Annotated in this window: 29 protein-coding genes; 14 read left to right on the forward strand and 15 right to left on the reverse strand. The window is 32.2% G+C overall.

What is annotated here, in order from left to right:
* Nucleotides 1-63 precede the first annotated feature (63 nt).
* The 5 genes from ACHRVZ_RS03320 to ACHRVZ_RS03340 form a co-directional block, all read right to left on the reverse strand.
* Nucleotides 64-1560 carry a malate:quinone oxidoreductase gene (locus tag ACHRVZ_RS03320; RefSeq protein ID WP_395420759.1) on the reverse strand — a complete coding sequence of 499 codons (1497 nt, stop codon included), beginning with the start codon at nt 1558-1560 and terminating at the stop codon, nt 64-66.
* Between the two features lie 122 nt (nt 1561-1682).
* A complete protein-coding gene (gene ruvX / locus ACHRVZ_RS03325) occupies nt 1683-2099 on the reverse strand; it encodes a Holliday junction resolvase RuvX (RefSeq protein ID WP_395420760.1) in 417 nt (138 codons plus the stop codon).
* A 41-nt stretch (nt 2100-2140) separates the two neighbouring features.
* On the reverse strand, nt 2141-2422 hold the full coding sequence (locus tag ACHRVZ_RS03330; RefSeq protein WP_395420761.1) for a type II toxin-antitoxin system RelE/ParE family toxin: 282 nt from the start codon (nt 2420-2422) through the stop codon (nt 2141-2143).
* Nucleotides 2412-2663, reverse strand: a complete 252-nt coding sequence (locus ACHRVZ_RS03335; protein ID WP_395420762.1) for a hypothetical protein — start codon at nt 2661-2663, stop codon at nt 2412-2414. Before ACHRVZ_RS03335 ends, ACHRVZ_RS03330 begins: the two co-directional genes overlap by 11 nt.
* A 133-nt stretch (nt 2664-2796) precedes the next feature.
* Complete coding sequence (locus ACHRVZ_RS03340) at nt 2797-3426, reverse strand: PAS domain-containing protein (protein WP_395420763.1); 630 nt, start codon at nt 3424-3426, stop codon at nt 2797-2799.
* A gap of 286 nt (nt 3427-3712) precedes the next feature.
* Here ACHRVZ_RS03340 and ACHRVZ_RS03345 point away from each other — a divergent pair, with 286 nt between their 5' ends.
* The 3 genes from ACHRVZ_RS03345 to ACHRVZ_RS03355 all read left to right on the forward strand — a co-directional run bounded on the left by ACHRVZ_RS03345 (nt 3713) and on the right by ACHRVZ_RS03355 (nt 6485).
* On the forward strand, nt 3713-4528 hold the full coding sequence (locus tag ACHRVZ_RS03345) for a 2,3,4,5-tetrahydropyridine-2,6-dicarboxylate N-succinyltransferase (RefSeq protein WP_035683702.1): 816 nt from the start codon (nt 3713-3715) through the stop codon (nt 4526-4528).
* 107 nt (nt 4529-4635) lie between these two features.
* Nucleotides 4636-5709: a glycosyltransferase family 9 protein gene (locus tag ACHRVZ_RS03350; RefSeq protein ID WP_395420764.1), complete on the forward strand. Its 1074-nt coding sequence runs from the start codon at nt 4636-4638 to the stop codon at nt 5707-5709.
* Nucleotides 5709-6485, forward strand: coding sequence for a glycosyltransferase family 2 protein (locus ACHRVZ_RS03355; RefSeq protein WP_395420765.1), 777 nt, complete (start codon nt 5709-5711; stop codon nt 6483-6485). The genes ACHRVZ_RS03350 and ACHRVZ_RS03355 overlap by 1 nt, the downstream gene beginning before the upstream one ends.
* Here ACHRVZ_RS03355 and ACHRVZ_RS03360 read toward each other — a convergent pair.
* A complete protein-coding gene (locus ACHRVZ_RS03360; RefSeq protein ID WP_395420766.1) occupies nt 6463-7107 on the reverse strand; it encodes a class I SAM-dependent methyltransferase in 645 nt (214 codons plus the stop codon). The two genes, ACHRVZ_RS03355 and ACHRVZ_RS03360, sit on opposite strands and share 23 nt — an antisense overlap.
* A 123-nt stretch (nt 7108-7230) precedes the next feature.
* Nucleotides 7231-7998 (reverse strand): lipopolysaccharide kinase InaA family protein, encoded by a 768-nt coding sequence (locus ACHRVZ_RS03365; RefSeq protein WP_395420767.1) that lies wholly within the window; start codon nt 7996-7998, stop codon nt 7231-7233.
* A gap of 60 nt (nt 7999-8058) precedes the next feature.
* Between ACHRVZ_RS03365 and ACHRVZ_RS03370 the strand changes: the two genes are divergently transcribed.
* The 3 genes from ACHRVZ_RS03370 (at nt 8059) to ACHRVZ_RS03380 (ending at nt 11086) form a co-directional block, all read left to right on the forward strand.
* On the forward strand, nt 8059-9003 hold the full coding sequence (locus tag ACHRVZ_RS03370) for a hypothetical protein (protein WP_395420768.1): 945 nt from the start codon (nt 8059-8061) through the stop codon (nt 9001-9003).
* Nucleotides 9004-9261: 258 nt separating this feature from the next.
* Nucleotides 9262-10428: an acyltransferase family protein gene (locus ACHRVZ_RS03375; RefSeq protein WP_395420769.1), complete on the forward strand. Its 1167-nt coding sequence runs from the start codon at nt 9262-9264 to the stop codon at nt 10426-10428.
* Nucleotides 10429-10525: 97 nt separating this feature from the next.
* On the forward strand, nt 10526-11086 hold the full coding sequence (locus tag ACHRVZ_RS03380) for an L-threonylcarbamoyladenylate synthase (RefSeq protein ID WP_395420770.1): 561 nt from the start codon (nt 10526-10528) through the stop codon (nt 11084-11086).
* Between the two features lie 108 nt (nt 11087-11194).
* On the opposite strand, the gene ACHRVZ_RS03385 is transcribed toward ACHRVZ_RS03380, so the two are convergent.
* Nucleotides 11195-12319 carry a cysteine desulfurase family protein gene (locus ACHRVZ_RS03385; RefSeq protein ID WP_395420771.1) on the reverse strand — a complete coding sequence of 375 codons (1125 nt, stop codon included), beginning with the start codon at nt 12317-12319 and terminating at the stop codon, nt 11195-11197.
* An 87-nt stretch (nt 12320-12406) separates the two neighbouring features.
* Here ACHRVZ_RS03385 and ACHRVZ_RS03390 point away from each other — a divergent pair, with 87 nt between their 5' ends.
* Complete coding sequence (locus ACHRVZ_RS03390) at nt 12407-13408, forward strand: hypothetical protein (protein WP_395420772.1); 1002 nt, start codon at nt 12407-12409, stop codon at nt 13406-13408.
* 153 nt (nt 13409-13561) lie between these two features.
* Here ACHRVZ_RS03390 and ACHRVZ_RS03395 read toward each other — a convergent pair whose 3' ends face one another.
* Both ACHRVZ_RS03395 and ACHRVZ_RS03400 read right to left on the reverse strand, forming a co-directional pair.
* Nucleotides 13562-14113 carry a Smr/MutS family protein gene (locus tag ACHRVZ_RS03395; RefSeq protein ID WP_395420773.1) on the reverse strand — a complete coding sequence of 184 codons (552 nt, stop codon included), beginning with the start codon at nt 14111-14113 and terminating at the stop codon, nt 13562-13564.
* A complete protein-coding gene (locus ACHRVZ_RS03400; RefSeq protein WP_017498305.1) occupies nt 14103-14288 on the reverse strand; it encodes a hypothetical protein in 186 nt (61 codons plus the stop codon). Before ACHRVZ_RS03400 ends, ACHRVZ_RS03395 begins: the two co-directional genes overlap by 11 nt.
* Before the next feature lie 125 nt (nt 14289-14413).
* On the opposite strand from ACHRVZ_RS03400, the gene ACHRVZ_RS03405 reads away from it, so the two are divergent.
* Entirely contained in the window at nt 14414-14680 is a 267-nt protein-coding gene (locus ACHRVZ_RS03405; RefSeq protein ID WP_395421287.1) for a DUF2752 domain-containing protein, read from the forward strand.
* Nucleotides 14681-14693: 13 nt separating this feature from the next.
* On the opposite strand, the gene ACHRVZ_RS03410 is transcribed toward ACHRVZ_RS03405, so the two are convergent.
* Complete coding sequence (locus ACHRVZ_RS03410; protein ID WP_395420774.1) at nt 14694-15395, reverse strand: DUF1003 domain-containing protein; 702 nt, start codon at nt 15393-15395, stop codon at nt 14694-14696.
* 190 nt (nt 15396-15585) lie between these two features.
* Between ACHRVZ_RS03410 and epsC the strand changes: the two genes are divergently transcribed.
* From epsC to ACHRVZ_RS03425, 3 genes are all read left to right on the forward strand, one after another.
* The gene (epsC, locus tag ACHRVZ_RS03415; RefSeq protein WP_395420775.1) at nt 15586-16377 is read left to right on the forward strand and encodes a serine O-acetyltransferase EpsC; all 792 of its coding nucleotides are present in this window, start codon (nt 15586-15588) and stop codon (nt 16375-16377) included.
* A gap of 1 nt (nt 16378) precedes the next feature.
* Nucleotides 16379-17266, forward strand: coding sequence for a cysteine synthase CysM (gene cysM, locus ACHRVZ_RS03420; RefSeq protein WP_395420776.1), 888 nt, complete (start codon nt 16379-16381; stop codon nt 17264-17266).
* A gap of 161 nt (nt 17267-17427) precedes the next feature.
* Nucleotides 17428-18414, forward strand: coding sequence for an aldo/keto reductase (locus ACHRVZ_RS03425; RefSeq protein WP_395420777.1), 987 nt, complete (start codon nt 17428-17430; stop codon nt 18412-18414).
* Between the two features lie 86 nt (nt 18415-18500).
* Here the strand turns inward: ACHRVZ_RS03425 and ACHRVZ_RS03430 are convergent, their stop codons facing one another.
* The gene (locus ACHRVZ_RS03430) at nt 18501-19514 is read right to left on the reverse strand and encodes a sensor histidine kinase (protein WP_395420778.1); all 1014 of its coding nucleotides are present in this window, start codon (nt 19512-19514) and stop codon (nt 18501-18503) included.
* Nucleotides 19515-19699: 185 nt separating this feature from the next.
* Here ACHRVZ_RS03430 and rlmD point away from each other — a divergent pair, with 185 nt between their 5' ends.
* The 3 genes from rlmD to ACHRVZ_RS03445 are packed head-to-tail and all read left to right on the forward strand — an operon-like array spanning nt 19700 to nt 22461.
* Nucleotides 19700-21112 (forward strand): 23S rRNA (uracil(1939)-C(5))-methyltransferase RlmD, encoded by a 1413-nt coding sequence (rlmD, locus tag ACHRVZ_RS03435; protein ID WP_395420779.1) that lies wholly within the window; start codon nt 19700-19702, stop codon nt 21110-21112.
* A gap of 7 nt (nt 21113-21119) precedes the next feature.
* On the forward strand, nt 21120-21677 hold the full coding sequence (locus ACHRVZ_RS03440) for a DUF6452 family protein (protein ID WP_395420780.1): 558 nt from the start codon (nt 21120-21122) through the stop codon (nt 21675-21677).
* Nucleotides 21649-22461: a DUF6048 family protein gene (locus tag ACHRVZ_RS03445; RefSeq protein ID WP_395420781.1), complete on the forward strand. Its 813-nt coding sequence runs from the start codon at nt 21649-21651 to the stop codon at nt 22459-22461. The genes ACHRVZ_RS03440 and ACHRVZ_RS03445 overlap by 29 nt, the downstream gene beginning before the upstream one ends.
* Nucleotides 22462-22536: 75 nt before the next feature.
* On the opposite strand, the gene ACHRVZ_RS03450 is transcribed toward ACHRVZ_RS03445, so the two are convergent.
* From ACHRVZ_RS03450 to ACHRVZ_RS03460, 3 genes are all read right to left on the reverse strand, one after another.
* Nucleotides 22537-23229 carry an aspartate/glutamate racemase family protein gene (locus tag ACHRVZ_RS03450; protein ID WP_395420782.1) on the reverse strand — a complete coding sequence of 231 codons (693 nt, stop codon included), beginning with the start codon at nt 23227-23229 and terminating at the stop codon, nt 22537-22539.
* A gap of 17 nt (nt 23230-23246) precedes the next feature.
* Complete coding sequence (locus ACHRVZ_RS03455; RefSeq protein WP_395420783.1) at nt 23247-23483, reverse strand: hypothetical protein; 237 nt, start codon at nt 23481-23483, stop codon at nt 23247-23249.
* A gap of 146 nt (nt 23484-23629) precedes the next feature.
* Nucleotides 23630-24793: a class I SAM-dependent RNA methyltransferase gene (locus tag ACHRVZ_RS03460; RefSeq protein WP_395420784.1), complete on the reverse strand. Its 1164-nt coding sequence runs from the start codon at nt 24791-24793 to the stop codon at nt 23630-23632.
* Between the last annotated feature and the right edge of the window lie 60 nt (nt 24794-24853).

Genomic DNA, 24853 nt, shown 5'->3' on the forward strand with positions numbered 1-24853 from the left:
TAGTTTGCGTACAAAACTAAGCCCTTTATTTTATATTTCCATTTTAGAAATTGTTATAAATTTCTAATTATTTAGTTTCAAAACTTCAGATGTATGTTTTCTTAGTTCAGCTAAAAATTCAGGTTTATCATTTAAAGTTTGTCCGTATGAAGGAATCATATTTTTCAATTTTGCTTCCCACTCCGGTGTTTTAATTTGATCCGTAAAACATCTGCTTACCAAATCAATCATGATCGCAACTGCAGTTGATGCTCCGGGAGATGCTCCTAGTAAAACTGCTAAAGTTCCGTCATGTGTATTGATTACCTCTGTTCCAAATTCTAAAACACCACCTTCTTTCTCATCTTTTTTAATCACCTGAACACGTTGTCCTGCTTTCTCTAATTTCCAGTCTTTCGAACGTGCTGAAGGTAAATATTCGCGTAAAGCTTTCATTCTGTCTTTTGGAGACTGACGAACTTGCTCAATTAAATATTTAGTTAAAGGAATATTATGAAATCCTGCAGATAACATCGGAACTAAATTATTTGCCTTAATTGATAAAGGTAAATCTAAGTATGAACCATTTTTTAAGAAACGTGTTGAAAATCCTGCAAAAGGACCAAAAAGTAATGCTTTTTCACCATCAATAACACGTGTATCAATATGAGGAACAGACATTGGAGGTGCTCCAACGCTTGCTTTTCCGTATACTTTTGCCTGATGTTTTGCAATTACTTCAGGATTTGTACATTTTAACCATTGTCCGCTTACCGGGAAACCACCGTAACCACTTCCTTCAGGAACGTTTGCTTTTTCTAATAAAGGTAATGAACCTCCACCAGCACCAATGAATACAAATTTAGTATATGCTTTTCGTTTTTGACCTGTTGCTAAATCTGTAACTTTAATTCGCCATGATTTATCGTCACGTTGTTTTAATTTTTCAACTTCATGATTAAAATAAATAGAAACACCATCCAATTTTTCTAAATAACTAAACATGCTTCTGGTCAAAGCTCCAAAATTAACATCAGTACCAATTTCCATATGAGTAGCTGCTAATTTTTCGTTAGGATCTCTACCTTCCATAACAAGTGGCATCCATTTTTTTAACTGCTCAATATCAGAACTAAATTCCATTTGAGAAAAAATAGGATTGCTTTGTAATGCTGCAAATCTCTTTTTAAGATATTCAACATTTTTTTCTCCCCAAACAAAACTCATATGAGGAACACTTTTAATAAAATTATCTGGAGATGGTACTTTATTCTCTTGTACTAAATAAGACCAAAACTGGCGAGAAATCTCGAAAGATTCTGCTATACTAATTGCTTTTTTAGGATCAATACTTCCGTCAGCCTTTTCCGGAGTGTAATTTAGCTCACAAAAAGCCGAGTGTCCCGTACCCGCATTATTCCAAGCATCTGAGCTTTCTGCAGCGGCAACATCTAATCTTTCGTAAATTTCAATTTTAATATCAGGTTGTAATTCTTTCAAAATTACTCCAAGAGTGGCACTCATTATTCCCGCTCCAATTAGTACTACTTCACTATTAGAACGTATTGTCTCGTTAGGCATAACAGTATTGTTTTTAAAGTGCAAAGGTACTTTTTATAATTGCAAAAAAAAACTAATTTTACATGATAAAAGTTATGTTTTTATTAAAAATAACAGACTTTTAAGCCAAAATGAAAGAAAAATTAAAATCGTTTTGAAGAAAGATAATCCTGAAGCATTATTGTAGCCGAAATTTCATCAATTAATCCTTTATTTTGACGTTGTTTTTTACTCAATCCGCTATCAATCATGGTTTGGAATGCCATTTTTGAAGTAAAACGTTCATCTACACGAACGACTTTCATATCTGGAAAAATATTAGAAAAATGAGTCACAAATCCTTTAATTATTGAAGCACTTTGTGACGGCTCTCCGTTCATTTGTTTTGGTTCGCCAATTAACACCGTTTCCACCTTTTCTTTAGCAAAATAGTCTTTTAAAAAATCAATTACAGTATTGGTTGGAATTGTAGTTAAACCCGACGCTATAATTTGCATTTCGTCAGTAACAGCAATTCCGGTACGTTTTTGTCCGTAGTCTATAGAAAGTACTCTTGGCATTTTGTAAGTTTTGTCAAAGATAGAAAGGAAATTTCATAAACCTAAAGAGAATCTTTGTATTTAATAAATCCTAAAACAAAAATAGCTTCTTGTTTTTTATCAATTTTATAGACTGCTGTATATCCTTTATAAGCATAATCTCTTATTGTTTCGTCATTAAAATAAATCGATTTTTTAAAAGAATAAGGACTTTGAATATCTTTTTTTATTTTTTGGATTAAATCATTTTTAAATTTTCTAGCTGCTTTTGGTTTATCTCGAGCTATATAATCAACTTGTTCATTCAAGGCAAATAAAAAATCTTCTGTAAAACTAATCTTCATATTTAGAAATTGTTTTTTCTAAGATTTTGTCTGCTTCTTCGAATGTGTACAATTTTGCTGTACCATTTTTCACTTTAGCCAGTGAAGCTTCAAGCTTTTTTTTATTTGCATCAAAATTAGGATCTTCTTCAATTATTACCAATTCATCCGAGGAAAATGAACTTAAAAACTTTAATATTTTTTCTTTAATTTCAGGTTGAAATTCTAATCTGATCGCTTCCATAACACTCCAATTTATCATACAAATATAAACATTTTTAAAAGACAATTATTGCATTATACTTTTGAATAAATCACACAAAAAAATCCGTTTTGACAAACTCAAAACGGATTTTTTATCCAAATATTTAAAACTAAAAAAAACTACAAATAATCTATCTATTAAATAAGCGTCTAAAAAAACCTCTTTCCTCCTCTTCCTCATCATCCTGTTCTTCATACTGAGCAAACTTCGATTGCGCTTTTTCATGTTCATATATTAACTCCTTAATATATTCAACATAAGTTCTCTTTTTTTCTTCTAAAAATCCGATCAAATATTTCTCACCAAACTCTACTCCGCTTGCCGCTTCAATTTGCAATAACTTTTTATATAAGGGTTCAATATGCAGCGAAATAACTTCTTGCGGAACAGCTTGTCTTCTTCCAAAATAATTTACAATAACACCGTTTTCATCTTTTGCAATTTCAAAATCAGTAACAACCCAATAATACCGTCCTGACTTTGCCAGGTTTTTAACGATGGCATGAAAGTTTTTTCCAGCTTTCAGATTCTCCCAAAGCACTTTAAAAATAACTTTTGGCATATCAGGATGACGTATCATATTATGTGGCTGCCCCATTAATTCGTAATCTTCATAACCGGATACATCAACAAAAACTTCATTGGCATATTCAATAATACCAAAAGCATTTGTTTTACTCATAATCATTTGAGTTTTATCCCACGTGACTTCTTTATCTATAACTGTAATTCGGTTCTGAAGTTGATTTTCTTGATTCATCTTTTGCTGCTTGTATATTTTGTTTTGGAATGTATTTCTAACTCCCTTATTAAGGTATATTGGGAATTGTGCCGCGAAATTAGAAAGAAGAAAAAATTCAAAATCTGATTTATGTCATATTTTGATATTAAAAAAACTTTTAGAGGCCGTTAATTAAATTGGATTTATTTAAAGCACAAATTTATTTATCAAATTAAAAACAAAAAGTTAAATATGTAACATTTTACAAAGGTTTTGCTTTTCTGCTTTTCCACAAATACGTTATCTTTGCCAAAAATTAAAACTTATGAATTCTTTACAAACTATAATTGAACAAGCTTGGGAAAACAGAGCTTTATTACAAGAAACTGCTACAACTGATGCTATTAGAGAAGTTATCGAACTAGTTGATGCAGGAAAATTACGTTGTGCTGAACCAGTTGGTGACAAGTGGCAAGTAAACGAATGGGTTAAGAAAGCAGTTGTTATGTATTTCCCAATTCAAAAAATGGAAACATGGGAGTCTGGTATTTTCGAATATCACGACAAAATGTTGCTAAAAAGAGGTTATGCTGAAAAAGGAATTCGTGTAGTACCTAATGCCGTAGCGCGTTACGGAGCTTATATTTCAAGCGGTGTTATTTTAATGCCAAGTTATGTAAATATTGGTGCTTACGTAGACGAAGGTACAATGGTTGATACTTGGGCTACTGTAGGTAGTTGTGCTCAAATTGGTAAAAATGTACACTTAAGTGGTGGTGTTGGAATTGGTGGAGTTTTAGAGCCATTGCAAGCTGCTCCGGTAATTATTGAAGATGGTGCTTTTATAGGTTCTCGTTGTATTGTTGTAGAAGGAGTTCATGTTGGTAAAGAAGCTGTTCTTGGTGCTAATGTATGTTTAACTGCTTCAACAAAAATTATCGATGTAACCGGTGATGAGCCTGTTGAAATGAAAGGTTTTGTTCCTGCTCGTTCAGTAGTAATTCCTGGTAGTTATACTAAAAAATTCGCAGCTGGAGAGTTTCAAGTGCCTTGCGCTTTAATTATTGGTACTCGTAAACCATCTACAGATTTAAAAACTTCATTAAACAATGCACTTCGTGAATATGATGTTGCTGTTTAAGCTTTAAAATAAATCAAATTAAAAATCCAAATTCCAATTGATAATGATTGGAATTTGGATTTTTTTTGCTTCAATTTGTAATCTTATAAAAAGATTCCGTTTTCTCTATGAAGATACTTGTAATTCAACAAAAAATGATTGGCGATGTTTTGATTAGCAGCATAATTTGCAACAATTTACGCACTGCTTATCCTGACGCTCAAATCGATTATTTGGTTTATGCGTCGACAACTCCTGTCTTAGAAGGAAATTCTAGTATCAGCAATATTATTTTGTTCGAAGAGAAACATCGCAAAAGCAAAAAAGAACTACTAAATCTTGGTTTGCAAATTCGAAAAGAAAAATACGATTTATTAATTGATGCTTATTCAAAATTAGAAAGCTGGATATTGGTTTTACTAAGCAATGCCAAACAAAAAATATCTTATAAAAAGCCTGGAAGAAACTTTTTATATACTGATAATGTACCTTTTGAACCTTTTCCGAAAACCAATTTAGGTTTAGCTATCGAAAGACGACTGTCACTATTAGAACCTTTAGATTTAAAAATTGAAATAGATCCAATTCCAAAATTATTTGTCTCTGAAGAAGAAAATAAAGAAGCTATTGCACTTTTTGAAAAACACAATGTTCAAAAAGATCGAAAAACAGTCATGATCAGTCTTTTAGGAAGCGAAGATCTAAAAACATATCCTTTAGAATTCATGGCCAAAGTGGTTGATTTTATTGCTGATAATGCCAATGTGAATATCCTCTTTAATTATTTTCCGAAACAAATTGAAAAGGCCAAAATCGTTTTTAACGCTTGTAAATCTTCAACGCAGGAAAAAATTTACTTTGATTTATTGGGCGGAGATTTGCGTTCTTTTATCGGTTTAGTAAATCAATGCGACTTAATTATTGGCAATGACGGCGGCGCAATTAATATGGCAAAAGCACTTGACAAACCATCATTCATCATTTTTTCTCCTTGGATTGAAAAGAAAATCTGGGCAACTTTTGAAGACGAAATCCATCATCTTTCAGTACACTTAAAAGATTACCGCACTGATTTGTTTGAGCACAAAACTGAAAAAATGCTCAAAAAAGAGTCTTTATCATTATATCAGGAATTTAAACCTGACTATTTTGAAGCTAAAATCAAGTTATTTTTAGACAAAAACCTTACTACTTCCATCTAATGATTTTGTCTGATAAACAAGCTTTAACAGCGTTGGTAATTACTTATAATGAAGAGCAAAACATAAAACCTGTTCTTGATCATTTGGCTTTCGCCGATGAAATAATCGTTGTTGATTCTTTCAGTTCAGACAAAACTTTTGAAATCGCTTCGTCAATTCCGAATGTAAAAGTAGTACAACGCAAATTTGATAATTTTGCCTCTCAGCGTAATTTTGCACTCAATCTTGCAACAAATTCATGGATTCTTTTTTTGGATGCAGATGAGAGACTGACTGCAAAACTTCTGGATGAAATTACTTTCATTATCAATCAAAAAGATAGTGCAACTGCTTATTTTGTGTATCGAACTTTTATGTTCAAAGGCAAAAAATTGCATTTTAGCGGTTGGCAAACAGATAAAATTATTCGCCTTTTCAGAAAAGAGAATGCTTTTTACAACCACGAAAAAATTGTTCACGAAAAATTAATTGTAAAAGGAGAAGTTAGCAAATTAAAAAACAAGCTTACTCACTACTCCTATTCCAGCTATGCTGATTACAAGAAAAAAATGATTCTGTATGGTAAGTTGAAAGTGCAGGAAGAATTGCAAAAGAAAACCAATCCTAATTTCTTTCATTTTTACATTCGTCCTGCGTATCAATTTTTAAATCAATATATTGTCCGTCTTGGTTTTTTAGACGGAAAAAAAGGAATTATCATTTGTTATTTAAATGCTTTGAGTGTTGCTGTCCGTTTTAAGGAACTCAAAAAAGTTAAGACTTTGAAGCAACAGTAGCATATTGCAAGTAAAAAATATCCATTTGAGTAAACAAAAACAAGATATTAAATAAATAAGGTTTTAAAGACTTGGTTCTTCTAATTCCTTCATTTATTTTAACAACATATCCCGCTTCTTCATACATTCTTTTTATACTTTTTCCGGTAAAGAATCTCATATGTGTGAAGTCCATAACTCCATGTTGCTCATATTTCCAATCTTTCTTCCATAAAAACATGGTCATTTGATTGTGATATCTGATATTTGGAATAGAGCTTATAACCACTCCTTTATCTGAAAGCTTCTTTTTAATCTCTTTTAGCAATGCATAAGGATCATATATATGCTCCAGAACATCATTAAAGTAAATAACATCGAAGTAATTGTCCGGCAAATCATTAATAAAATCTTCGCACTTTCCAACGAATGCTTTATCTAAAACTTTTTTAGCTTTTTCACCTTCTTCAGGCATCATTTCAATACCCCAGACTTCTTTATTATTATCTTTTTTGATTAATTCGCCAAAACATCCATTTCCACAACCTACTTCTAATATCTTAGTGGCGTGATCCGGCAAGTATTTCAGCATTTCAAAACGAACTTTACTATAGTAATGATCTGGTTTATTGTCGTAATTCATATATATAATTTTTCCTAAATATATGAAATCAGAAATAAAAATAGCTTTTTTCTTAAATTTAATAAATAAGAAAAAAATTACATTAAAAAAAGCAGAAAACTCATCACACTAATTATCAAACTACTAGGCTTTCCAGAATTTAAGTTTCTTTTTAAGCCTTTTCTTTTTAGCGAATTCTTCTTGAAAATGAGTTGTAGCATGCCACATTGTTTCAAATATCTCTGCTTCAGTCTTATCAGTGTAAAACTTCGCATATTCATTACTCATTACTTCGATCATGTCTTTTCTAGGCGTCAAACGTCTAAAATTATTCATGCGCTGTTCAAAACTCATTGTATCATGAAAATTCATTCGATTTAAATCGACTAAGAAGAAATCATATTGATTTTCAATTACTTTTTTAATTAAGGTGTTTCCAGGAGAATGATCTAGAAATTCAACTCCTTTTTGATGCAAATCAAATGTAAATTTAGTGAACTGCCTTAATATATTGTCGTGATCCGGATAATCAGGAATTTCTACCAATTCTCTATATGTCAAATCGCACACAAGCTGTTCGCTAACATAATAACTTTTTCCTAATCCCAAAAAAGTAGAAAACTCATAAAAAGCGATTGGTTTTGGTGTACCAATTCCTAACTCCAACAATTTATTTGCAAACTCGAATGAGCGTTTTGCTTTTGATTTTCGGAAATAACGATAAGCAATTTTATTAATAAAGTGAGGTACTTTGAAAGACTTTATATTAATCGTCGTTTGATCTAACTTAAAAAGCTTAATCTGATTACGCTGACCGTTAACAAAATTTTCTCCTTTGGTATCAAAAAAATTGACATACTCTAAAAGAGTATCCTTAAAATTCTCATACCCCTGATTTAATCTGAAAATCATAAAAAATGTTTCGGCAAATTTAGTTAGTTTTACCAACTAATAAAAACAAAAGCATAGATAATGCAAATAACCTTAGTAAGTTTTGATAATTGGGGACTCAACAAGCATATTGCCACAAGTCTAGAGAAACAAGGGCATACTGTACGCCATATTGATTTTAATAGTTTCAAATATAAATACCCAACACCTTTTCATAAAGTTTACAATTTTATTTTAAAAAACCTTTTCAAAATAAACTTGAAGAATTTATATTACGGAAAAGAAGTTATCAGACATTTACAGGAAAATAAAGAAATTCAAGATTTTATTTTAACTATAAAGGGGGATTTTATTGATCCGAAAAGCATTCTGGAATTTAAAAAATACACCAAAAAATCAATCGGTTTTTTTAATGACAATAGTTTCCGTTGTCCAAAAATAGCACGTGTTGTTGCGTCATTTGATGAAGTTTTTTCATTTGAAAAAGAAGATTGCGAAAAATTCGATTTAAAATTTGCTCCAAATTGGATCTATAATTCTGAAACAATTGCAAATACTAATTTTGAATATGATGTTTTCAATATCAGTTCAGTAGATAAAAGATTACCTATTTTATTGCGCGTTGCAAAAGAATTAGAATCAAAAAAAATCGATTTTAAATTTATCGTTTATGATAAAAAGCACGAACCAACAAATGACAGCATTGCTTACATCAATAAACACATGCCTTTATCAGAAGTTAATCATTATATAAACCGCTCAAAAGTATTGCTGGACATTAATAGAATTGGCCAGACAGGTTTAACTTTTCGAGTTTTCGAAAGTCTTGGTTTAGGAAAAAAACTCATTACAACCAATGCCGATATCAAAAATTACGATTTTTACAATCCTAATAATATCCTTATAATTGACGAAAAAAATCCAGTCATTCCGGCAACTTTTTTCGAAAATGAATATGAAAAAATTCCTGATTCAGTTTACAATAAATACACATTAGAAGGATGGACTGAAAGGGTCTTTTTTTAAAAATAAATCATAATTTCTATTATTTTGTTTTCAATCCACTAGATAAAAAAATATCTAAACATTTAATTTTCAATTACTTAAAACAATTTCATGTTTTAAACTTCAGTAAACAATGTCGCAAGTATAAAAAAAAGTATTTTTCACAAAACTATTCTGTCAATTTTAATTAATCATTCATTATGTTTGCAAAAAATTAAAAAATAACACTTTATCATTTCATCAATCGAATTCGGTGTTATTCAATCACATAACTAAAAGATGAATATCACTATATCTCTGTTTTTAATTGCAATACTAGTTGTTTTAACTCTTTCTGTTTTACTTGTAAACAAGTTTGTAAAGATCGATTTAATTGATATTCGTTATCCTGAGATTGATGGATTAAGAGGTTATTTGGCTTTTTTTGTTTTTTTACATCACAGTTATATCTGGCAAGTTTTTTTACGTACAGAAAATTGGGATGATCCGAAATCTAATTTATTCAATCAATTTGGAGAAACGACAGTAGTTTTCTTCTTTATAATTACTGCTTTTTTATTTACTACTAAATTATTCAATAATAAAAGTGGCGAAATTAATTGGTCAGAATATCTTAAAGCACGGTTTTTCAGACTATTTCCAATGTACTTTTTCTCGATATGCATTGTCTTTATTTTAGTAGCATACTTAACTCAATTTACACTTAGAGTTCCTTTTCTTGAAAACTTAAAAAGCATACTTTCCTGGTTGTTTTTTAACATCAGTAAGAAAAATTCAAATATTAACGGGTTAGAAGATACTTTTATTTTGAACGCGGGAATAACCTGGACTTTACCATACGAATGGACATTTTATTTTTTATTGCCGCTTATCGCTTTATGGTTCAAAATAAAAGTCAATTTAAAAGCAGTACTTGGTTTTACAGCCGCAGCAGCGATAATAATGATTTTAAACAAATCTTCATTACGTCATTTTATGCCTTTTGTTGGAGGAATTTGTGTGGCAATATTAGCAAATAGCAAAAAGTTTAAAAACATTCTAAAGCAAAAAAAATATGCGCTTTTAGCCATCTGTTTACTAACTATTCTAGTGTATTTTTTCAATAGCGGCAGAAAACCAATTCCGATAATTATAAGTTCAGTTGTATTTTTAATAATTGCATCAGGAAACAACTTTTTTGGAATACTGTCTAGTGTATTTTCTCGAAAATTAGGACAAATAACCTACAGCCTTTATCTACTTCATGGTATTTTGCTATTCCTTATCTTTTACTTTTTAATTGGATTTGAAAGAGCAAAAACACTAACTGATGCTGAATTTTGGTCGATCATAACATTATCAGTTTTACCTCTGATACTTGTATCTCAGCTTACTTTCAAATATATTGAAGCTCCATTAATGGCTTTGTCAAAAACGAAAAAACAACAAAAAGTTGTAATAAATTAGTACTTCGTATTGCTATTCTATCGTTTATAACAAAAAAAATATTCTTCTTTTTATTCATACCTTTACACTCTTAATTGAGCACATTATAATTGATAAAATGAACGAAGAAATATTAAAAGCTTACGAAGTCATAAAAGAAGGCGGAATCATTCTTTATCCAACTGACACTGTTTGGGGAATTGGCTGTGATGCCACAAACCCTGAAGCTGTTGCCAAAATATACAAACTCAAACAACGCGCTGAAACGCAAAGTATGATTGTATTAATGAACGGGGAAAAAATGATGTACAATGTATTTAAAAACATTCCCGAAGTAGCTTGGCAAATCTTAGATTTATCTGAAAAACCAACCACTTTAATTTTGGATGAGCCAAGAAATGTCGCTCCAAATATCATCGCTGCAGATAATTCACTAGGAATTCGCCTGGTAAAAGAACCTTTTTGTTTTAAATTATTAGAGCGAATGAAAAAACCATTGGTTTCAACATCAGCTAATATTTCAGGACAACCTACTCCAATTGCTTTTAAGGATATTAATCCTGAAATTGTTAAAGGTGTAGATTATGTAGTTAATCTGTATCACGACAGAGTTGCAGGAAAACCTTCAACAATTATCAAACTAACGAATGACTCACAAGTAAGAGTTATTCGTAAATAAGAAGCTTCGATTTCGCTCAGCCTGACAAATCTATCTGTCATCCTGAGCAAAGTCGAAGGATATTTAACACAACCTTTGGACCTTTGTGACTTTGCGCCTTTGAACCTCTTAAACAGTTTTCAAACTCTCAATCAACCAATCGATATCTTCTTTGGTATTAAAATGACTGAATGAAATTCGAAGATTTGGTAATTTTAAATCCGTCTCCGATAACATTTCTTTTAAAACATGCGAGGGTTTTATACTTCCGGATTGACAGGCGCTTCCTCTCGAAACCGCAATTCCTTTCATATCTAAACTAAACAAAAGCATTGCCGTTTTATCTTCAGAAAAAGGCAAGATAATATTGATAATATTGTAAAAATCGTCTTTTTTACCGTTGATTCTAAAACCTGGAAAATGAATCTCAAGCTGACCAATAAGATACATTTTTAAGCCTGTTATTTGACTTCTTTCTTTATCTAAATTCTCGTAAGAAATTGACAAAGCTTTTGCCATTCCGGCAATTTGATGTACCGCTTCAGTTCCTGCACGAAGTCCTTTTTCTTGTTCTCCACCAAAAATTAAAGGCTGCAAACCAGAGTTTTTTCTAATAAATGCAAAACCAACTCCTTTTGGCCCGTGAAACTTATGTGCACTTGCTACAATAAAATCAACTGGTGTTTTTTGAAGATCAATCTCCGTTTTACCAACAGACTGAACAGTATCTGAGTGAAATAAGACATTATATTGCTTGCAAATAACTCCAACTCTATCAAGATCTAAAATAGTCCCTGTTTCGTTATTTACATGCATTAAACTAACAATTGTCTTTTTTTCTTCAGCCAATAAATTTGATAAATGCGTCAAATCTATGCTTCCGTCAGGGTTTATCTTAACATAATCGACCTGAACATTATACTCAGATTCCAGCACTAAAACTGTATGGAGAACTGCATGATGCTCTATTTTTGTTGTGATTATGCGTTCGATTTTAAGATCTTCAACAGCAGAACGAAGAATCCAATTATCCGCTTCAGTTCCTCCCGAAGTAAAAATAATCTCTTGAGCAGTACAATTTAAATGCTTGGCAATACTCTTTCTGGAAAGCTCTAAAATAGTCTTTCCGTTTCTCCCAAAACTGTGTGTAGACGATGGATTACCAAAATCTTCTGTCATTACTTTTGTCATCTCCTGAATAACTTCAGGGCGCATAGCTGTTGTTGATGCGTTGTCGAGGTATACTTTTTTCATTGCTGCAAAGTTAAGAAATATCAATTGTCTAATCTTGAATATCATTTGCCAAATTTTTCACTATTTTTGACGTCAAATAAAATTACAATGAAAAAATATGCAAGCCTTCTATTATTTGCGCTTTTATTAAACGGTTGCGATGATGGTGATTTAACAGTAGATTCTGTTGATTTTGATGCTATTTCAGCACAAAGTTGCGATCCGCTTATTAATACTTTAATTTATAAACTTAAAGCTCAGGAATCTTTATTGCTTCAATTGCCCGCAGGAAGTATTAAAAATGATCCAACACTACCTAACGATCCCTTAATCTACAACATTGATCAAGACGGAAATGGTTCGTACCGTTTTTTATACCGAGCATATGATGGCACAGTAGCAACCGCAAATATTTGTGGTGCAATACCGCCAAAAACGCCAAACGTAACGCAAGAATGGTTAGCAATTTCTGGCGTAATCCAAATCGCGACTGCACAAATTGAAGAAACTGACGCTACAACAGGAAGCAGCAAAATAACAGGATACAACCATAGCATTAATTTTAAAAACATCACATTTTTAAAGCCTAGCGGAATCGACCAGGTTATGGCAGAATTTCCTTTTGGAGATCTAAAAACAACCGTAACAAATCCGGTAGTAGTATCTTTCACGGATGAAAATGCGGATTATTGTCCTACCGCCAAAAAAATCTATAATGATAATGGTATATCTTCGCTAGTTATTGAAAATCTCGACCCTGCTTTAATTGATAATTCAGCTACTCCGGTAGGCACACCAAGAACTAGCCTGATCAATTTAAACGGAACAATGAATAAAGTTTATTACAGAACTTACAGTGGTACTTTACCTGCCGAAACGTCTACCTATTTTTGTACTGACAAAACACCAACAACCCCACCAGTATTAGACAATTGGTATGGTAAAGACGGAGTTGCAAATGTAAGTGGGATTATACAGGTAACGACGACAGAAGAAGAAAAAGTTTACAGACACAAAGTCGTTCTTGCAAATGCAACATTAAGGAAAAGCAATAGCTCTTTTAAGCTTGGCACCAGTTTTTTATTAGGAACTTTTGTGACTGCAAAATAACAGTAAAAAAAGTGGTTTAAAAACCAAAAGCCTTTTTTAAAATTCTTACAAAAAAACGTCCGTTTTTCTAAACTAATTTCACAGTAAATTAGAAAGAAAAACGGACGTTTTTTTATGCTTTAAAATCAGCAGTTTTAAAACCAAAAAAGATGACTATTTGGTATTTTGCCTAAAATAAACTTCGGTCGCACCTAAGCCATATTTTTGATAATTGGCGTCCTGAAAATCTACACCATCATAACGGCCCAATAAAAAATCGAGTTCGGCTTTTAGAATTCCTTCACCAACACCATGAATAAAAACAATCTTAGGAATTCGGTTTCTAATCGCAAATTCAATATGTCTTTTTGCTGTTTCAGTTTGCAAAGTTAGAATGTCATAATTGGACATTCCGCGTTTATTTGGAACCAATTTTTCAATATGTAAATCAAATTCAGGCGCCGAAATTTCGCGCTTATCTTTCTTTTCTTTGACAAAACTTCGTGCTTTTGGCTCTGCTTTCTCTTTAGAAATATCATCTAAATTAATTCTTTTAATAGAATTCATTAAATTACTGGATTCTTGCATTTTAAGTAATTCATTGACAAAAAATGTCATCATAAATCCATCCTCTGTTTCAATCAAAACCTCATTGTTTTTCACTGAAACTACTGTTCCGTTTATAGCTTCATCTAAAACTGAAACCTTATCTCCTTTAGTCAACATCCTGCTCTTCTTTATCTTGATTTTTACTTGGTGTTTTTGCACTTAGCTGCATCATTCCATACATAAAAACTGCAATTGCAATTACCATTATATAGATGTTTTTTTCTGCTGAAACTTGCTCGTATAATGCAACTGAAATAGCAAGAATCATTATTAAAATTTTAAACGCTTTCATTCTTTTTAGGTATTAAGATTTCAAAAGTATGAAACTTTAAACTAGCAGTTCTTTCCGCCTGAAAAAAGCTTCAACTTTTTTTTGTAAAATTGCATAAAACAAAACCTGTGAATTTAGAAAACTATATGCTTCCCTGCCTCTTCAAAACACTCTTCGGTTTTGACTGTTTAGGATGTGGTTTTCAGCGCGCCATTTTCTTACTTTTTAAAGGCAAATTCTCAGACGCTTTTGAGATGTATCCGGCACTTTATTCTTTACTTATATTTTTAGTAGTTTTGATTTTTCATTTTTCAGACAGGTCTAAAAATTATCAAAAATCACTTTGGATTTTTGGTACAATAAATCTATTTTTTATGATTGGCGGTTATTATTACAAACACTTTTATATTTGATTTTTGTAAGAATTTATTTTTTGATTTGATTCAAAATATCGTTCATCATTTCGATTTGAACTTTTTGAATCTCGATTAATTCTTGTTGCTGATGCATGATCAAATGATCAATTTTATCATGAATCATTCTGATCTCTAATTCAGATTTTAGGTTAATCATATAATCTTTTTTTGCTCTGTTTCGATCCTTTTCTTCCTGACGATTTTGACTCATCATAATAACCGGAGCTTGCAATGCGGCAATACAGGATAATATCAAATTCAACAAAATAAACGGATAAGGATCAAATCCTTTATTAACCAAAATGTAAACATTTGAACCAATCCAGACCACGATAAAAGCCAAAAAGGATATAATAAAAGTCCAGCTTCCTCCAAAATCTGCCACCTGATCCGCCACTCTTTGTCCAAAATCTCTTGTCTCAGACTCATCTTCAACAGTGGTAACAATCGATTTATCTTCTTTTAAAGATAAAATAACGCTTTTTTCAAGATCTGAAAGCGCTCCTATTTCAGTCGATAAATAATTCGAAATGTATTTTTGACGGTATTCATTTAACTCTTTAACAGCAATACAATCGGTATCAGTAAACGATGGGTAATCTTTAATAATAAGGCCTAAAATGGGATCATGTATTGATTTTCCATAAATTTTCTCACTTTCGGGAAAATCTAAAGCAGAAATAGCGCTCTTAAAAGTTGAATTGTTTTTCATTTTTATAATTTTTACTCGCTAATTTACGCATTTAACTTCTTAAGAATCATATAAAACAACACCAATAACGTTTCTTTTTTTTATCACAAATAGAATTTGCAACACAAAATTTCTTTATAAAATTCGTGCCTTTATTTACAAAAAACACCTTACTTTTAACGTTTTAAATTATCCACTCAATTTTATAATTGTGACAAAAGAAACTATTATACAGAACATAAAAGCCTTAAAAAGCCATTCTAACATAAATTACGGAATCAAAACCAAAACTGAAAATTTTACTGAAAAGCTTTTTTATACTCTTTTTGATTCGAATGCCGCTCTAGACGAAAGCATCAATGAACTTGAAATACGCTTTAAAGAAATTGCCGTTTTGGCCTGCAAAAAACCTGAAAATTTATGCGAATCGATTTGGGATAGATTTCTTGAAAAGCTTCCCGGGGTTTTAGAAAAGCTAAATGAGGACGCGGAATATATTTTAGAAAATGATCCTGCCTCAAATAGTATCGACGAAGTTTATTTAGGCTATCCTGGTTTTTATGCCATCGCGATTTACAGATTAAGTCACGAGTTATATCTTCTTGATTTATTACTTTTCTCAAGATTAATGAGCGAATATGCGCATAGAATAACAGGAACTGATATACACGCCGGTGCTCAAATCGCATCTCCATTTTTCATAGATCACGCTACAGGTATTGTTATTGGAGAAACTACTGTGATCGAAAAACATGTAAAAATTTATCAGGGAGTTACTTTAGGTGCTTTGAGTGTGAGCAAGGACATGAAAAATGCAAAACGTCATCCAACTGTCGAAAAAAATGTTTGCATTTATGCTAACGCAACTATTTTAGGAGGCGCAACAGTTATTGGCAAGAATAGCATCGTTGGAGGAAATGCATGGGTTACAAAATCAATCCCGGCAGATTCTATCGTTTTGAACACTACTACAACTGAAGTTAAAATAAAAGAAAAAAAATAAAATGGGTCCACAGAAATTGCTAAACCTAATTGGAAACACTCCATTGATGGAAACTGTCAATTTGGTTAAAAATAAAAACGTAAAACTTTTACTTAAACTCGAAGGAAATAATCCTGGCGGAAGTGTAAAAGACAGAGCAGCATACAATATGATTGCTTCGGCTCTTGAAAGAGGCGAAATTAAAAAAGGAGACAAATTAATCGAAGCTACGAGTGGAAATACAGGAATTGCCCTTGCCATGATTGCTCAATTGTTTCAAATCGAGATCGAATTGGTTTTACCGGAAGATTCTACAAAAGAAAGAACACAAACCATGCGAGCATATGGCGCTACAGTTATTTTAACGCCCGCTAGTGAAGGAATTATAGGTTCGCGTGACTATGCCGACAAAAAAGTCGCAGAAGGCGGTTATTTAATGCTAAATCAATTTGCAAATGATGACAACTGGAAAGCACATTATAAAACTACTGGTCCTGAAATTTGGAATGATACTGATGGAACTGTAACGCATTTTGTTTCGGCAATGGGAACAACCGGAACTATTATTGGAACTTCGACTTATTTAAAAGAAAAAAATCCGGCAATTCAGATCGTTGGTGCACAACCAAGCGACGGATCTCAAATTCCCGGAATTCGTAAATGGCCACAAGAATATTTACCTAAAATATTTGATGCTTCAAAAGTTGACACGGTTGTCGATGTAAGTGAAGAAGAAGCCAGAATAATGACAAAGAGACTAGCTCTCGAAGAAGGTGTTTTTGCTGGAATGAGCAGCGGTGGTTCTGTTGCTGTAGCTTTAAAAATTGCCGAACAACTCGAATCAGGTGTTATTGTAGCAGTTATTTGCGATCGTGGAGATCGCTATTTGTCTTCGGATTTATTTGATTAATAAAAAAGGGACAAAGTTACAAAGGCTTAGAGGTACAAAGTTTTACAAACTAGCCCAAAAACCTTTGCAACTTTGCTACTATAAAAGAGACGCACTGCTGTGCGCCTCTACAAAAAAACCTTTGCATCTTTGCAACTCTGAACCTTTGAACCTTAAAAATCATGCTTTACAGAAAACTAGGAAAAACAAACTTTAATATATCTGAAATCTCACTTGGTACCTGGCAAGTTGGAGGAAAATGGGGATCTGCTTTTGACAATAAAACTGCAGACGAACTTTTGAATACTGCAATTGACAATGGCGTAAATTTTATTGATACTGCTGATGTTTACGAAAATGGTTTAAGCGAAACTGCTGTTGGACGTGTAGTTCGATCGCGATCTGAGCGTATTTATGTGGCTACAAAATGTGGGCGCCATATTAATCCGCATGTGAGTGAAGGATATCAACCTAAAGTGTTACAGAAATATATTGAAGACAGCTTAAAAAGAACAGGATTAGAAACACTGGATTTAGTTCAGTTGCACTGTCCTCCTACTGAAGTTTTTTACCGCCCGGAAATTTTCGAAATGTTTGATCGTTTAAAAGAACAAGGCAAAATTTTAAATCTTGGTGTAAGCGTAGAAAAAGTCGAAGAAGCGCTGAAAGCAATCGAATATCCGAATGTAGCTACCGTTCAGATTATTTTTAATTTGTTTCGTCAGCGTCCTTCTCAATTGTTTTTCTCTGAAGCCAGAAAAAAAGATATCGGAATCATTGCCAGAGTTCCTTTAGCCAGCGGACTTTTAACGGGTAAATTTGATGCAAAAACTACTTTTGACGCACAAGATCATCGTAATTTTAACCGAAACGGAGATGCATTCGACAAAGGCGAAACTTTTTCCGGCATTGATTATGAATTAGGATTAAAAGCGGTTGAAAAATTAAAAGCTTTATTTCCTGAAACAACCAATCTTGCCCCAATTGCTTTACAATGGATTTTGAGTTTTGAGGATATTAGCTGCATTATTCCGGGAGCTTCAACAAAAAATCATGTTTTGTCTAATTTGTCGGTTTATGATTTACCAAAATTAACTCCTGACAAAATCTCTGCAATGAATGCTATTTACGAAGAATACATAAAACCTTCTGTACATCATTTATGGTAATTAAAAAGGTACTGAGGCACTAAGATTCTGAGGTTCTAAGTTTTTCTAAAGTTTGATTAAGAAAATATCTTAGAAGCTTAAAAAAACTAAGATTCAAACTCAATTCTAAACTCAGCTCCTTTATTTTTTCCGTCGCTGGTCGCAGAAAGTTTGCCGTTATTTTTTTCGATGATTTTTTTACACAAATACAAACCAATTCCCGTCGAAGATTCGTTAGCAGTTCCTAATCGGCTCATTTTTGTAAATTTTTTAAACAATTCATCAATCTGATCTTTATCGAAACCAATTCCGTTATCAACAACTGTCATTATTACTTTTGAATTATCACTGTAAATCCTAACTTTAATTTCACTATCAAAATAAGAGAATTTAACAGCATTGCTAATCAAATTTACTAAAACCTGCACCAACAAGCCTTCATCAATTTTAAGTTTTGCTTCAGATAATTCTAAACTTAAACTCAGTTTTATATTTTTATCTACCAAACGCTGTTCAACCTGCTCATTTATAAAAGGTAAAATACCCGGAAAAGATATTGTTCTCAATTCCTGATTTCCTTTTACAACTCTGTCTTGTTCTTGCAATAACTTAATGAAATTTTCAATATATCGAAATTGCAAATTAGTCGATTCGCAAATTAGCTCAGCCAATTGACGAACTGAATCCGAAGGGTTTTCGCTTATAATTAGTTTTGCCAAGCCTTGAGGATTTCCAGCGAAATTTTTCAGATCGTGAGAAAGCATATAAATCAAATCTTGCTTCTCATTTATAAAACTCTCGGCTTCATAAATAGATTCCTGAATATTACACAATAATAAACCCGCCTCATCACTATACTCTGTAGGCAAAATTGATAATCTTCTATTATTTCTATAATCGTCTAATGCCTTTGAAGCAATGGAAATCGGTTTTATCAGTTGGTTTAAAACTAAAAGCGTTATAAGGGTTGCCAACAAAGTCATTATCAAAGAGAAAACCAAAATTGAAGTAGGCGAAACACTATGATTGTAATAAAGTACAAAAAACAAAATTCCAATCAAGGGGATGTGTATACCTATAAAAGCAACAAACAAAAACTTGAAGGCATAACTTTTTTTCAAAAAGCTAATTTGTGAAAGATTATGATACAACTTCATAAAAAATAACAATACGATAGGTTAAAAATATAGCTTTTAGGGACTATTGATAAAAACAAAGTTAACTTTTAAACTCAATTAAACTATTAAATTAAAGAATTTGATAAAATATTTTAAAAATTAAATTTATAAACCCTTATTTTTGCGCTATGGGAAGAAAAAATACAGACAAAGTTGTCTTTCACCAGATTCAAGTTCTTGATGCTGGCGCAAAAGGAGTATCAGTAGCAAAGGCTCCAGACGGAAAAGTAATCTTTATTCCGAATGTCGTTCCTGGCGATGTGGTAGACGTACAAACTTTTAAGAAAAGAAAAGCCTATTATGAAGGCAAAGCCGTTAAATTTCATGAATTATCAGAACATCGCATTGAGCCAATTTGCGATCATTTTGGAGTTTGTGGTGGATGTAAATGGCAAAATATGAAATACAGTCAACAACTGTATTACAAACAAAACGAAGTAAAAAATCATTTGCAGCGTATAGGAAAAGTTGAGCTTCCTGAATTCGAAACTATTTTGGGTTCAGAGAAACAGTTTTTCTATAGAAACAAAATGGAATTTTCATTTTCTAACAGTCGTTGGTTAACTGAAAAAGAAATTGAAAGTACTGAAGATTTAGGTAACAGAAATGCGTTAGGATTTCATATTCCTAAAATGTGGGATAAAATTCTTGACATTCAAAAATGTTATTTACAAGAAGATCCTTCAAATGCAATAAGAAATGAAATTAGAGATTTTGCAAACGAACATAATTTAGCATTCTTCAATCCAAGAGAACAATCTGGTTTATTGAGAACCTTTATGATTCGTACGGCTTCTACCGGAGAAATCATGGTTTTGATTCAGTTCTATGAAAATGACAAGAAAAATCGTGAACTAATTTTAGATCATCTTTACGAGAAATTTCCTCAGATTACTTCATTACAATATGTTGTAAACTCAAAACAAAACGATACAATTTACGATCAGGATATCAAACTATATAAAGGTAGAGATTATATTCTGGAAGAAATGGAAGGTTTAAAGTTCAGCATCAATGCTAAATCTTTTTACCAAACCAATTCTGATCAGGCATATGAATTATACAAAATAACACGTGATTTTGCAGGACTTACTGGAGATGAAACTGTTTATGATTTATATACAGGAACAGGAACTATTGCTCAATTCGTTTCTAAAAAAGCAAAAAAAGTAATTGGAGTTGAAAGCGTTCCTGAAGCTATCTTAGATGCAAAAGCAAATGCTGAACGCAATAATATTACGAATTGTGAGTTTTTTGTAGGTGATATGAAAGTTGTATTTAACGAAAGTTTCATTGCACAGCACGGAAAACCGGACGTAATCATTACTGACCCGCCAAGAGACGGAATGCATGCAGCTGTTATTGATCAAATACTTAAAATTGCACCTAAAAAAGTAGTTTACGTAAGTTGTAATTCGGCAACACAAGCCCGTGATTTAGCTTTAATGGACGAAAAATACAAAGTAACACGCGTTAGACCAGTAGATATGTTTCCGCAAACGCATCATGTCGAAAATGTTGTACTTTTAGAACTTAGATAACAAATTAATGAAAAAAATAATAGCTCTTTTATTGGTCTTTACTTTTGGTCTATCAAGCTGCGAGAAAGATGATATTTGCGACGCAAATACACCTACAACTCCACGTTTAGTAATTGCATTTTATGAAATTACTACTCCACTGGTACCTAAAAATGTAGTCAATTTAAAAGTAATTGGTGAAGGTGCAGCTCAAGGAATTATTTTTAATGAGGCCGGAAATGAAACTACAAAATACTTAACAAGTGGTAACAAAATTTCGATTCCCTTAAAAACGACTGAAAAAAGCACTACATATAGCTTTATTTATGATTCAGGAAATCCCAATCCGGCTGCTGTAAATACTGACGTTATAAAATTCAATTATACACCTCAGAATGTGTACGTATCAAGAGCTTGCGGTTTTAAAACTATTTTCACTTTAAACCCGTCTTCGACTATTCCGCCAATATCAGCTCCTTTTGAGCAAACAGATCCGGCTGGTGATGGTTTATGGATGCAAAGAGTTATCGTTCAAAAATATAACATTGATAATGAAAATGAAATACATATTAAAGTTTACTTTTAGTCTTTGCTTATTGTTTTCAATGTTTTTGAGTCAGGCTCAGGAAACATCGACGACAACAATAACAAAAGAAACTACACAAAAGAAGCCCAAGACTCAAACTGCTAAACCGGAAATTCAGGAAGCAAAACCCGACAGTATCAAAACTGATCGTTACGGTCTTCGTGTTGGAGTTGATTTATACAAATTAACTCGTGGTTTATACGACAAAGATTATAAAGGTATTGAGGTTACAGCAGATTTTCGCTTAACAAAAAAATACTATTTGGCGGCTGAACTTGGTTTTGAAGACAAAACTACAGACGATGACAGATTAAATTCGACTGCAACGGGAACTTATATTAAAGGTGGTTTTGATTACAACATGTATCAAAACTGGCTTGATATGGAGAACTTAATTACAATTGGAATGCGAGGTGGTTTTAGTACTTTTAGTCAACAATTAAATACGTACAAAATTTACAATCCAAATCCGTATTGGGGAGAACAGCCACCTGTTGTTTCAGGTGAAAAATTCAATGGTCTTACAGCTGGATGGATCGAAGTTGTTATGGGTGTAAAAGCCAAAGTTTTTAATAATGTATTTGTTGGTTTTGGTGTTCAACTAAAAATGCTGGTCGCAAATGCAAAACCTAGTGGTTTTGATAACCTTTACATTCCAGGTTTTAACAGAACATATGATGGTAGTTTTGGTATAGGATTTAACTACACAGTTTCATACTTTATTCCGATATATAAGAAGAAAACTATTATTCCGGAAATCGTAAAACCTACTCCGAAAAAATAATATCTTTTTCAAATAAAAAAGCCACGAATTCATCATTAAAAAATGAATTCGTGGCTTTCTCTTTTACAACATTCTCTAAGACAATTGAAATTCAATCGCTGCATTTGAATGAATTAATGTAGTATCAAAAACAGGAACCAAAAGATCTTCCGGTTTTATCACTAAAGGAATTTCGGTACAACCTAAAATAATTCCTTCAGCTCCCTCTTTTATTAATTGATTTGCGATTGCTAAATAACGTTCCTTAGTAGCCTTGGTTACAAGACCTTTTCCTAATTCTTCAAAAATTGTGGTGTGAATAAAATCTTTGTCTTCTTGACTTTGTGGAATAATTGCTTCAATTCCTTTCTCAGTAAGTTTATCTTTAAAAAAATCAAGTTCCATTGTAAACTTCGTTCCCAATAAACCTACTTTTTTAATTTCTTGTTTCTGAATTTCAACAGCTGTAGCCGTTGCAATATGAATAATAGGTAAACCAACTGCTTTTTCAAGTCTTTCAGCAATAAAATGCATCGTATTCGCACATAAAACAATCGCTTCAGCTCCACCCGATTTTAAATATTCGCAAGCTTTAAAAAGCATTTTAAAAGTTGAATCCCAATCGTTGTTTTCGTTATTTCTTTTTATATCAGCATAATTAAAAGAATAAATCAAACACTCTGAGAAATTAAGATCTCCCAGCCGGTCATTTATTCCCTGATTTATAAGTTTGTAATAATCTGCTGTAGAAACCCAGCTAATTCCTCCTATAAGTCCAATTATCTTCATATAAAAACCAAAATTATTTATCCAATTTCTTTAATCCCTTTTAGAAAAATCCATTTCATAAAAAGTTTTTCTCCGTCTTTAGTTTTTACCGCCTGAAATTTAGGAGAAATCAACGTTGCCGCTATAAAAGCAGTTACGGGAATCCAAAGTCCTGTTAATCCTGTGTAAACGGCAACTAAATATCTTCCGGCAATAAACAAAATTGCGAAACATCCTAATTGGTATAAAAAAGCTCTTACTTGTAGTTTTGTCATTTTTTTAGAGTTGCTAAGGTTCTGAGATGCTAAGACTCTAAGGTTTTACTTTTAGAACAAAATTCTCGAACCTAAAATTTATTTTTATAATTATTAAGTTACTAAGCAAAAACCTTAGTAACTTAGAAACTTAGCGCCTTAGAACCTTATTCAGAAACCTGAAACTTCGTTCTCTTACTTCCTTCGTACATTTCGTATTTTACCAAACGAGCTTCAAGACTTGCATTGAAAAGTTTGATTTTGCGTGAAGGTTTTAATCCAACAAATTTCAAGGCTTCAAGATTTGCGGTAATAAACCAAGCGTTTGTTCCCGGATAGCTTTTCTTTAAAGTATCGCCAATGTTTTTATAGAATTCTTCCATATGAATATCCAAACGTTCATCATAAGGCGGATTAAATACCATATGCAGTTTTCCTTCAACCGCTTTTTCAGTATCAAAAAAGTTTTCTTCCTGAATGGTAATATAATCTTCTAAATTGGCATTTTTAATATTGTCTTTGGCTTTATTTACAGCACTTGGCGCTTTATCAAAACCTTTTATAGTATAATGAAATTCCTTTGTTTTTTTCATCAAACTGTTTACAATTTGCTCGAATAAATCATTATCCCAATCTTTCCATTTTTCGAAAGCAAATTCTTTACGATTAATGTTTGCTGGAATATTACAAGCAATCATAGCTGCTTCTGCCAAGAAAGTTCCTGAACCACACATTGGGTCCAAAAAGTGACATTGTCCTTCCCAACCTGATAATAATAGAACTCCTGCTGCCAAAACCTCATTGATAGGCGCAATATTTGTAGCGGTTCTATAACCACGTTGGTGCAGCGAATTTCCAGATGTGTCTAAAGCAACTGAAACCTGATCTTTGTCGATATGAATGTTGATTCGTAAATCTGGAAAAGCCTTGTCAATACTTGGGCGTTGACCTGTTCTTTCTCTAAACTGATCTACAATTGCATCTTTACACTTTTGAGAAACAAACTCTGAGTGATTAAAATAAGTTGAGTGAACCGTTGCATCAATTACAAAAGTCTGATTAGCATTTAGCAACTTAGACCAGTTTACGCCTGAAATTCCTTTATATAATGCCTGCTCGTTGTTTGCTCTAAACGAGTAAATTGGTTTTAAAACTTTAAGCGCGGTACGCAACGATAAATTGGCTTTATACATAAAACCTTTATCGCCTTTAAAACTTACCATTCTCACTCCTTTTTCGACATCCTGAGCACCAAGATCTCTCAATTCTTTTTCTAATATTTCTTCGAAACCAAAAAAACATTTGGCAATCATTCTAAAATTTTCTTCCATCTTTTTATTTGAATTAAAACAGATTTTGAAACAAAAACAAATCTGTAATAAATTTTTTAT

It is taken from the genome of Flavobacterium sp. FlaQc-57 (assembly GCF_044007395.1).
Taxonomy (GTDB): Bacteria; Bacteroidota; Bacteroidia; order Flavobacteriales; family Flavobacteriaceae; genus Flavobacterium.

Bases quoted from the DNA above. Each gene is read 5' to 3' on its own strand.
- ACHRVZ_RS03320 (WP_395420759.1), bottom strand. From the start codon at position 1,560: ATGCCTAACGAGACAATACGTTCTAATAGTGAAGTAGTACTAATTGGA.
- ruvX (WP_395420760.1), bottom strand. From the start codon at position 2,099: ATGCCAAGAGTACTTTCTATAGACTACGGACAAAAACGTACCGGAATT.
- ACHRVZ_RS03330 (WP_395420761.1), bottom strand. From the start codon at position 2,422: ATGAAGATTAGTTTTACAGAAGATTTTTTATTTGCCTTGAATGAACAA.
- ACHRVZ_RS03335 (WP_395420762.1), bottom strand. From the start codon at position 2,663: ATGATAAATTGGAGTGTTATGGAAGCGATCAGATTAGAATTTCAACCT.
- ACHRVZ_RS03340 (WP_395420763.1), bottom strand. From the start codon at position 3,426: ATGAATCAAGAAAATCAACTTCAGAACCGAATTACAGTTATAGATAAA.
- ACHRVZ_RS03345 (WP_035683702.1), top strand. From the start codon at position 3,713: ATGAATTCTTTACAAACTATAATTGAACAAGCTTGGGAAAACAGAGCT.
- ACHRVZ_RS03350 (WP_395420764.1), top strand. From the start codon at position 4,636: ATGAAGATACTTGTAATTCAACAAAAAATGATTGGCGATGTTTTGATT.
- ACHRVZ_RS03355 (WP_395420765.1), top strand. From the start codon at position 5,709: ATGATTTTGTCTGATAAACAAGCTTTAACAGCGTTGGTAATTACTTAT.
- ACHRVZ_RS03360 (WP_395420766.1), bottom strand. From the start codon at position 7,107: ATGAATTACGACAATAAACCAGATCATTACTATAGTAAAGTTCGTTTT.
- ACHRVZ_RS03365 (WP_395420767.1), bottom strand. From the start codon at position 7,998: ATGATTTTCAGATTAAATCAGGGGTATGAGAATTTTAAGGATACTCTT.
- ACHRVZ_RS03370 (WP_395420768.1), top strand. From the start codon at position 8,059: ATGCAAATAACCTTAGTAAGTTTTGATAATTGGGGACTCAACAAGCAT.
- ACHRVZ_RS03375 (WP_395420769.1), top strand. From the start codon at position 9,262: ATGAATATCACTATATCTCTGTTTTTAATTGCAATACTAGTTGTTTTA.
- ACHRVZ_RS03380 (WP_395420770.1), top strand. From the start codon at position 10,526: ATGAACGAAGAAATATTAAAAGCTTACGAAGTCATAAAAGAAGGCGGA.
- ACHRVZ_RS03385 (WP_395420771.1), bottom strand. From the start codon at position 12,319: ATGAAAAAAGTATACCTCGACAACGCATCAACAACAGCTATGCGCCCT.
- ACHRVZ_RS03390 (WP_395420772.1), top strand. From the start codon at position 12,407: ATGAAAAAATATGCAAGCCTTCTATTATTTGCGCTTTTATTAAACGGT.
- ACHRVZ_RS03395 (WP_395420773.1), bottom strand. From the start codon at position 14,113: ATGTTGACTAAAGGAGATAAGGTTTCAGTTTTAGATGAAGCTATAAAC.
- ACHRVZ_RS03400 (WP_017498305.1), bottom strand. From the start codon at position 14,288: ATGAAAGCGTTTAAAATTTTAATAATGATTCTTGCTATTTCAGTTGCA.
- ACHRVZ_RS03405 (WP_395421287.1), top strand. From the start codon at position 14,414: ATGCTTCCCTGCCTCTTCAAAACACTCTTCGGTTTTGACTGTTTAGGA.
- ACHRVZ_RS03410 (WP_395420774.1), bottom strand. From the start codon at position 15,395: ATGAAAAACAATTCAACTTTTAAGAGCGCTATTTCTGCTTTAGATTTT.
- cysM (WP_395420776.1), top strand. From the start codon at position 16,379: ATGGGTCCACAGAAATTGCTAAACCTAATTGGAAACACTCCATTGATG.
- ACHRVZ_RS03425 (WP_395420777.1), top strand. From the start codon at position 17,428: ATGCTTTACAGAAAACTAGGAAAAACAAACTTTAATATATCTGAAATC.
- rlmD (WP_395420779.1), top strand. From the start codon at position 19,700: ATGGGAAGAAAAAATACAGACAAAGTTGTCTTTCACCAGATTCAAGTT.
- ACHRVZ_RS03440 (WP_395420780.1), top strand. From the start codon at position 21,120: ATGAAAAAAATAATAGCTCTTTTATTGGTCTTTACTTTTGGTCTATCA.
- ACHRVZ_RS03445 (WP_395420781.1), top strand. From the start codon at position 21,649: ATGAAATACATATTAAAGTTTACTTTTAGTCTTTGCTTATTGTTTTCA.
- ACHRVZ_RS03450 (WP_395420782.1), bottom strand. From the start codon at position 23,229: ATGAAGATAATTGGACTTATAGGAGGAATTAGCTGGGTTTCTACAGCA.
- ACHRVZ_RS03455 (WP_395420783.1), bottom strand. From the start codon at position 23,483: ATGACAAAACTACAAGTAAGAGCTTTTTTATACCAATTAGGATGTTTC.
- ACHRVZ_RS03460 (WP_395420784.1), bottom strand. From the start codon at position 24,793: ATGGAAGAAAATTTTAGAATGATTGCCAAATGTTTTTTTGGTTTCGAA.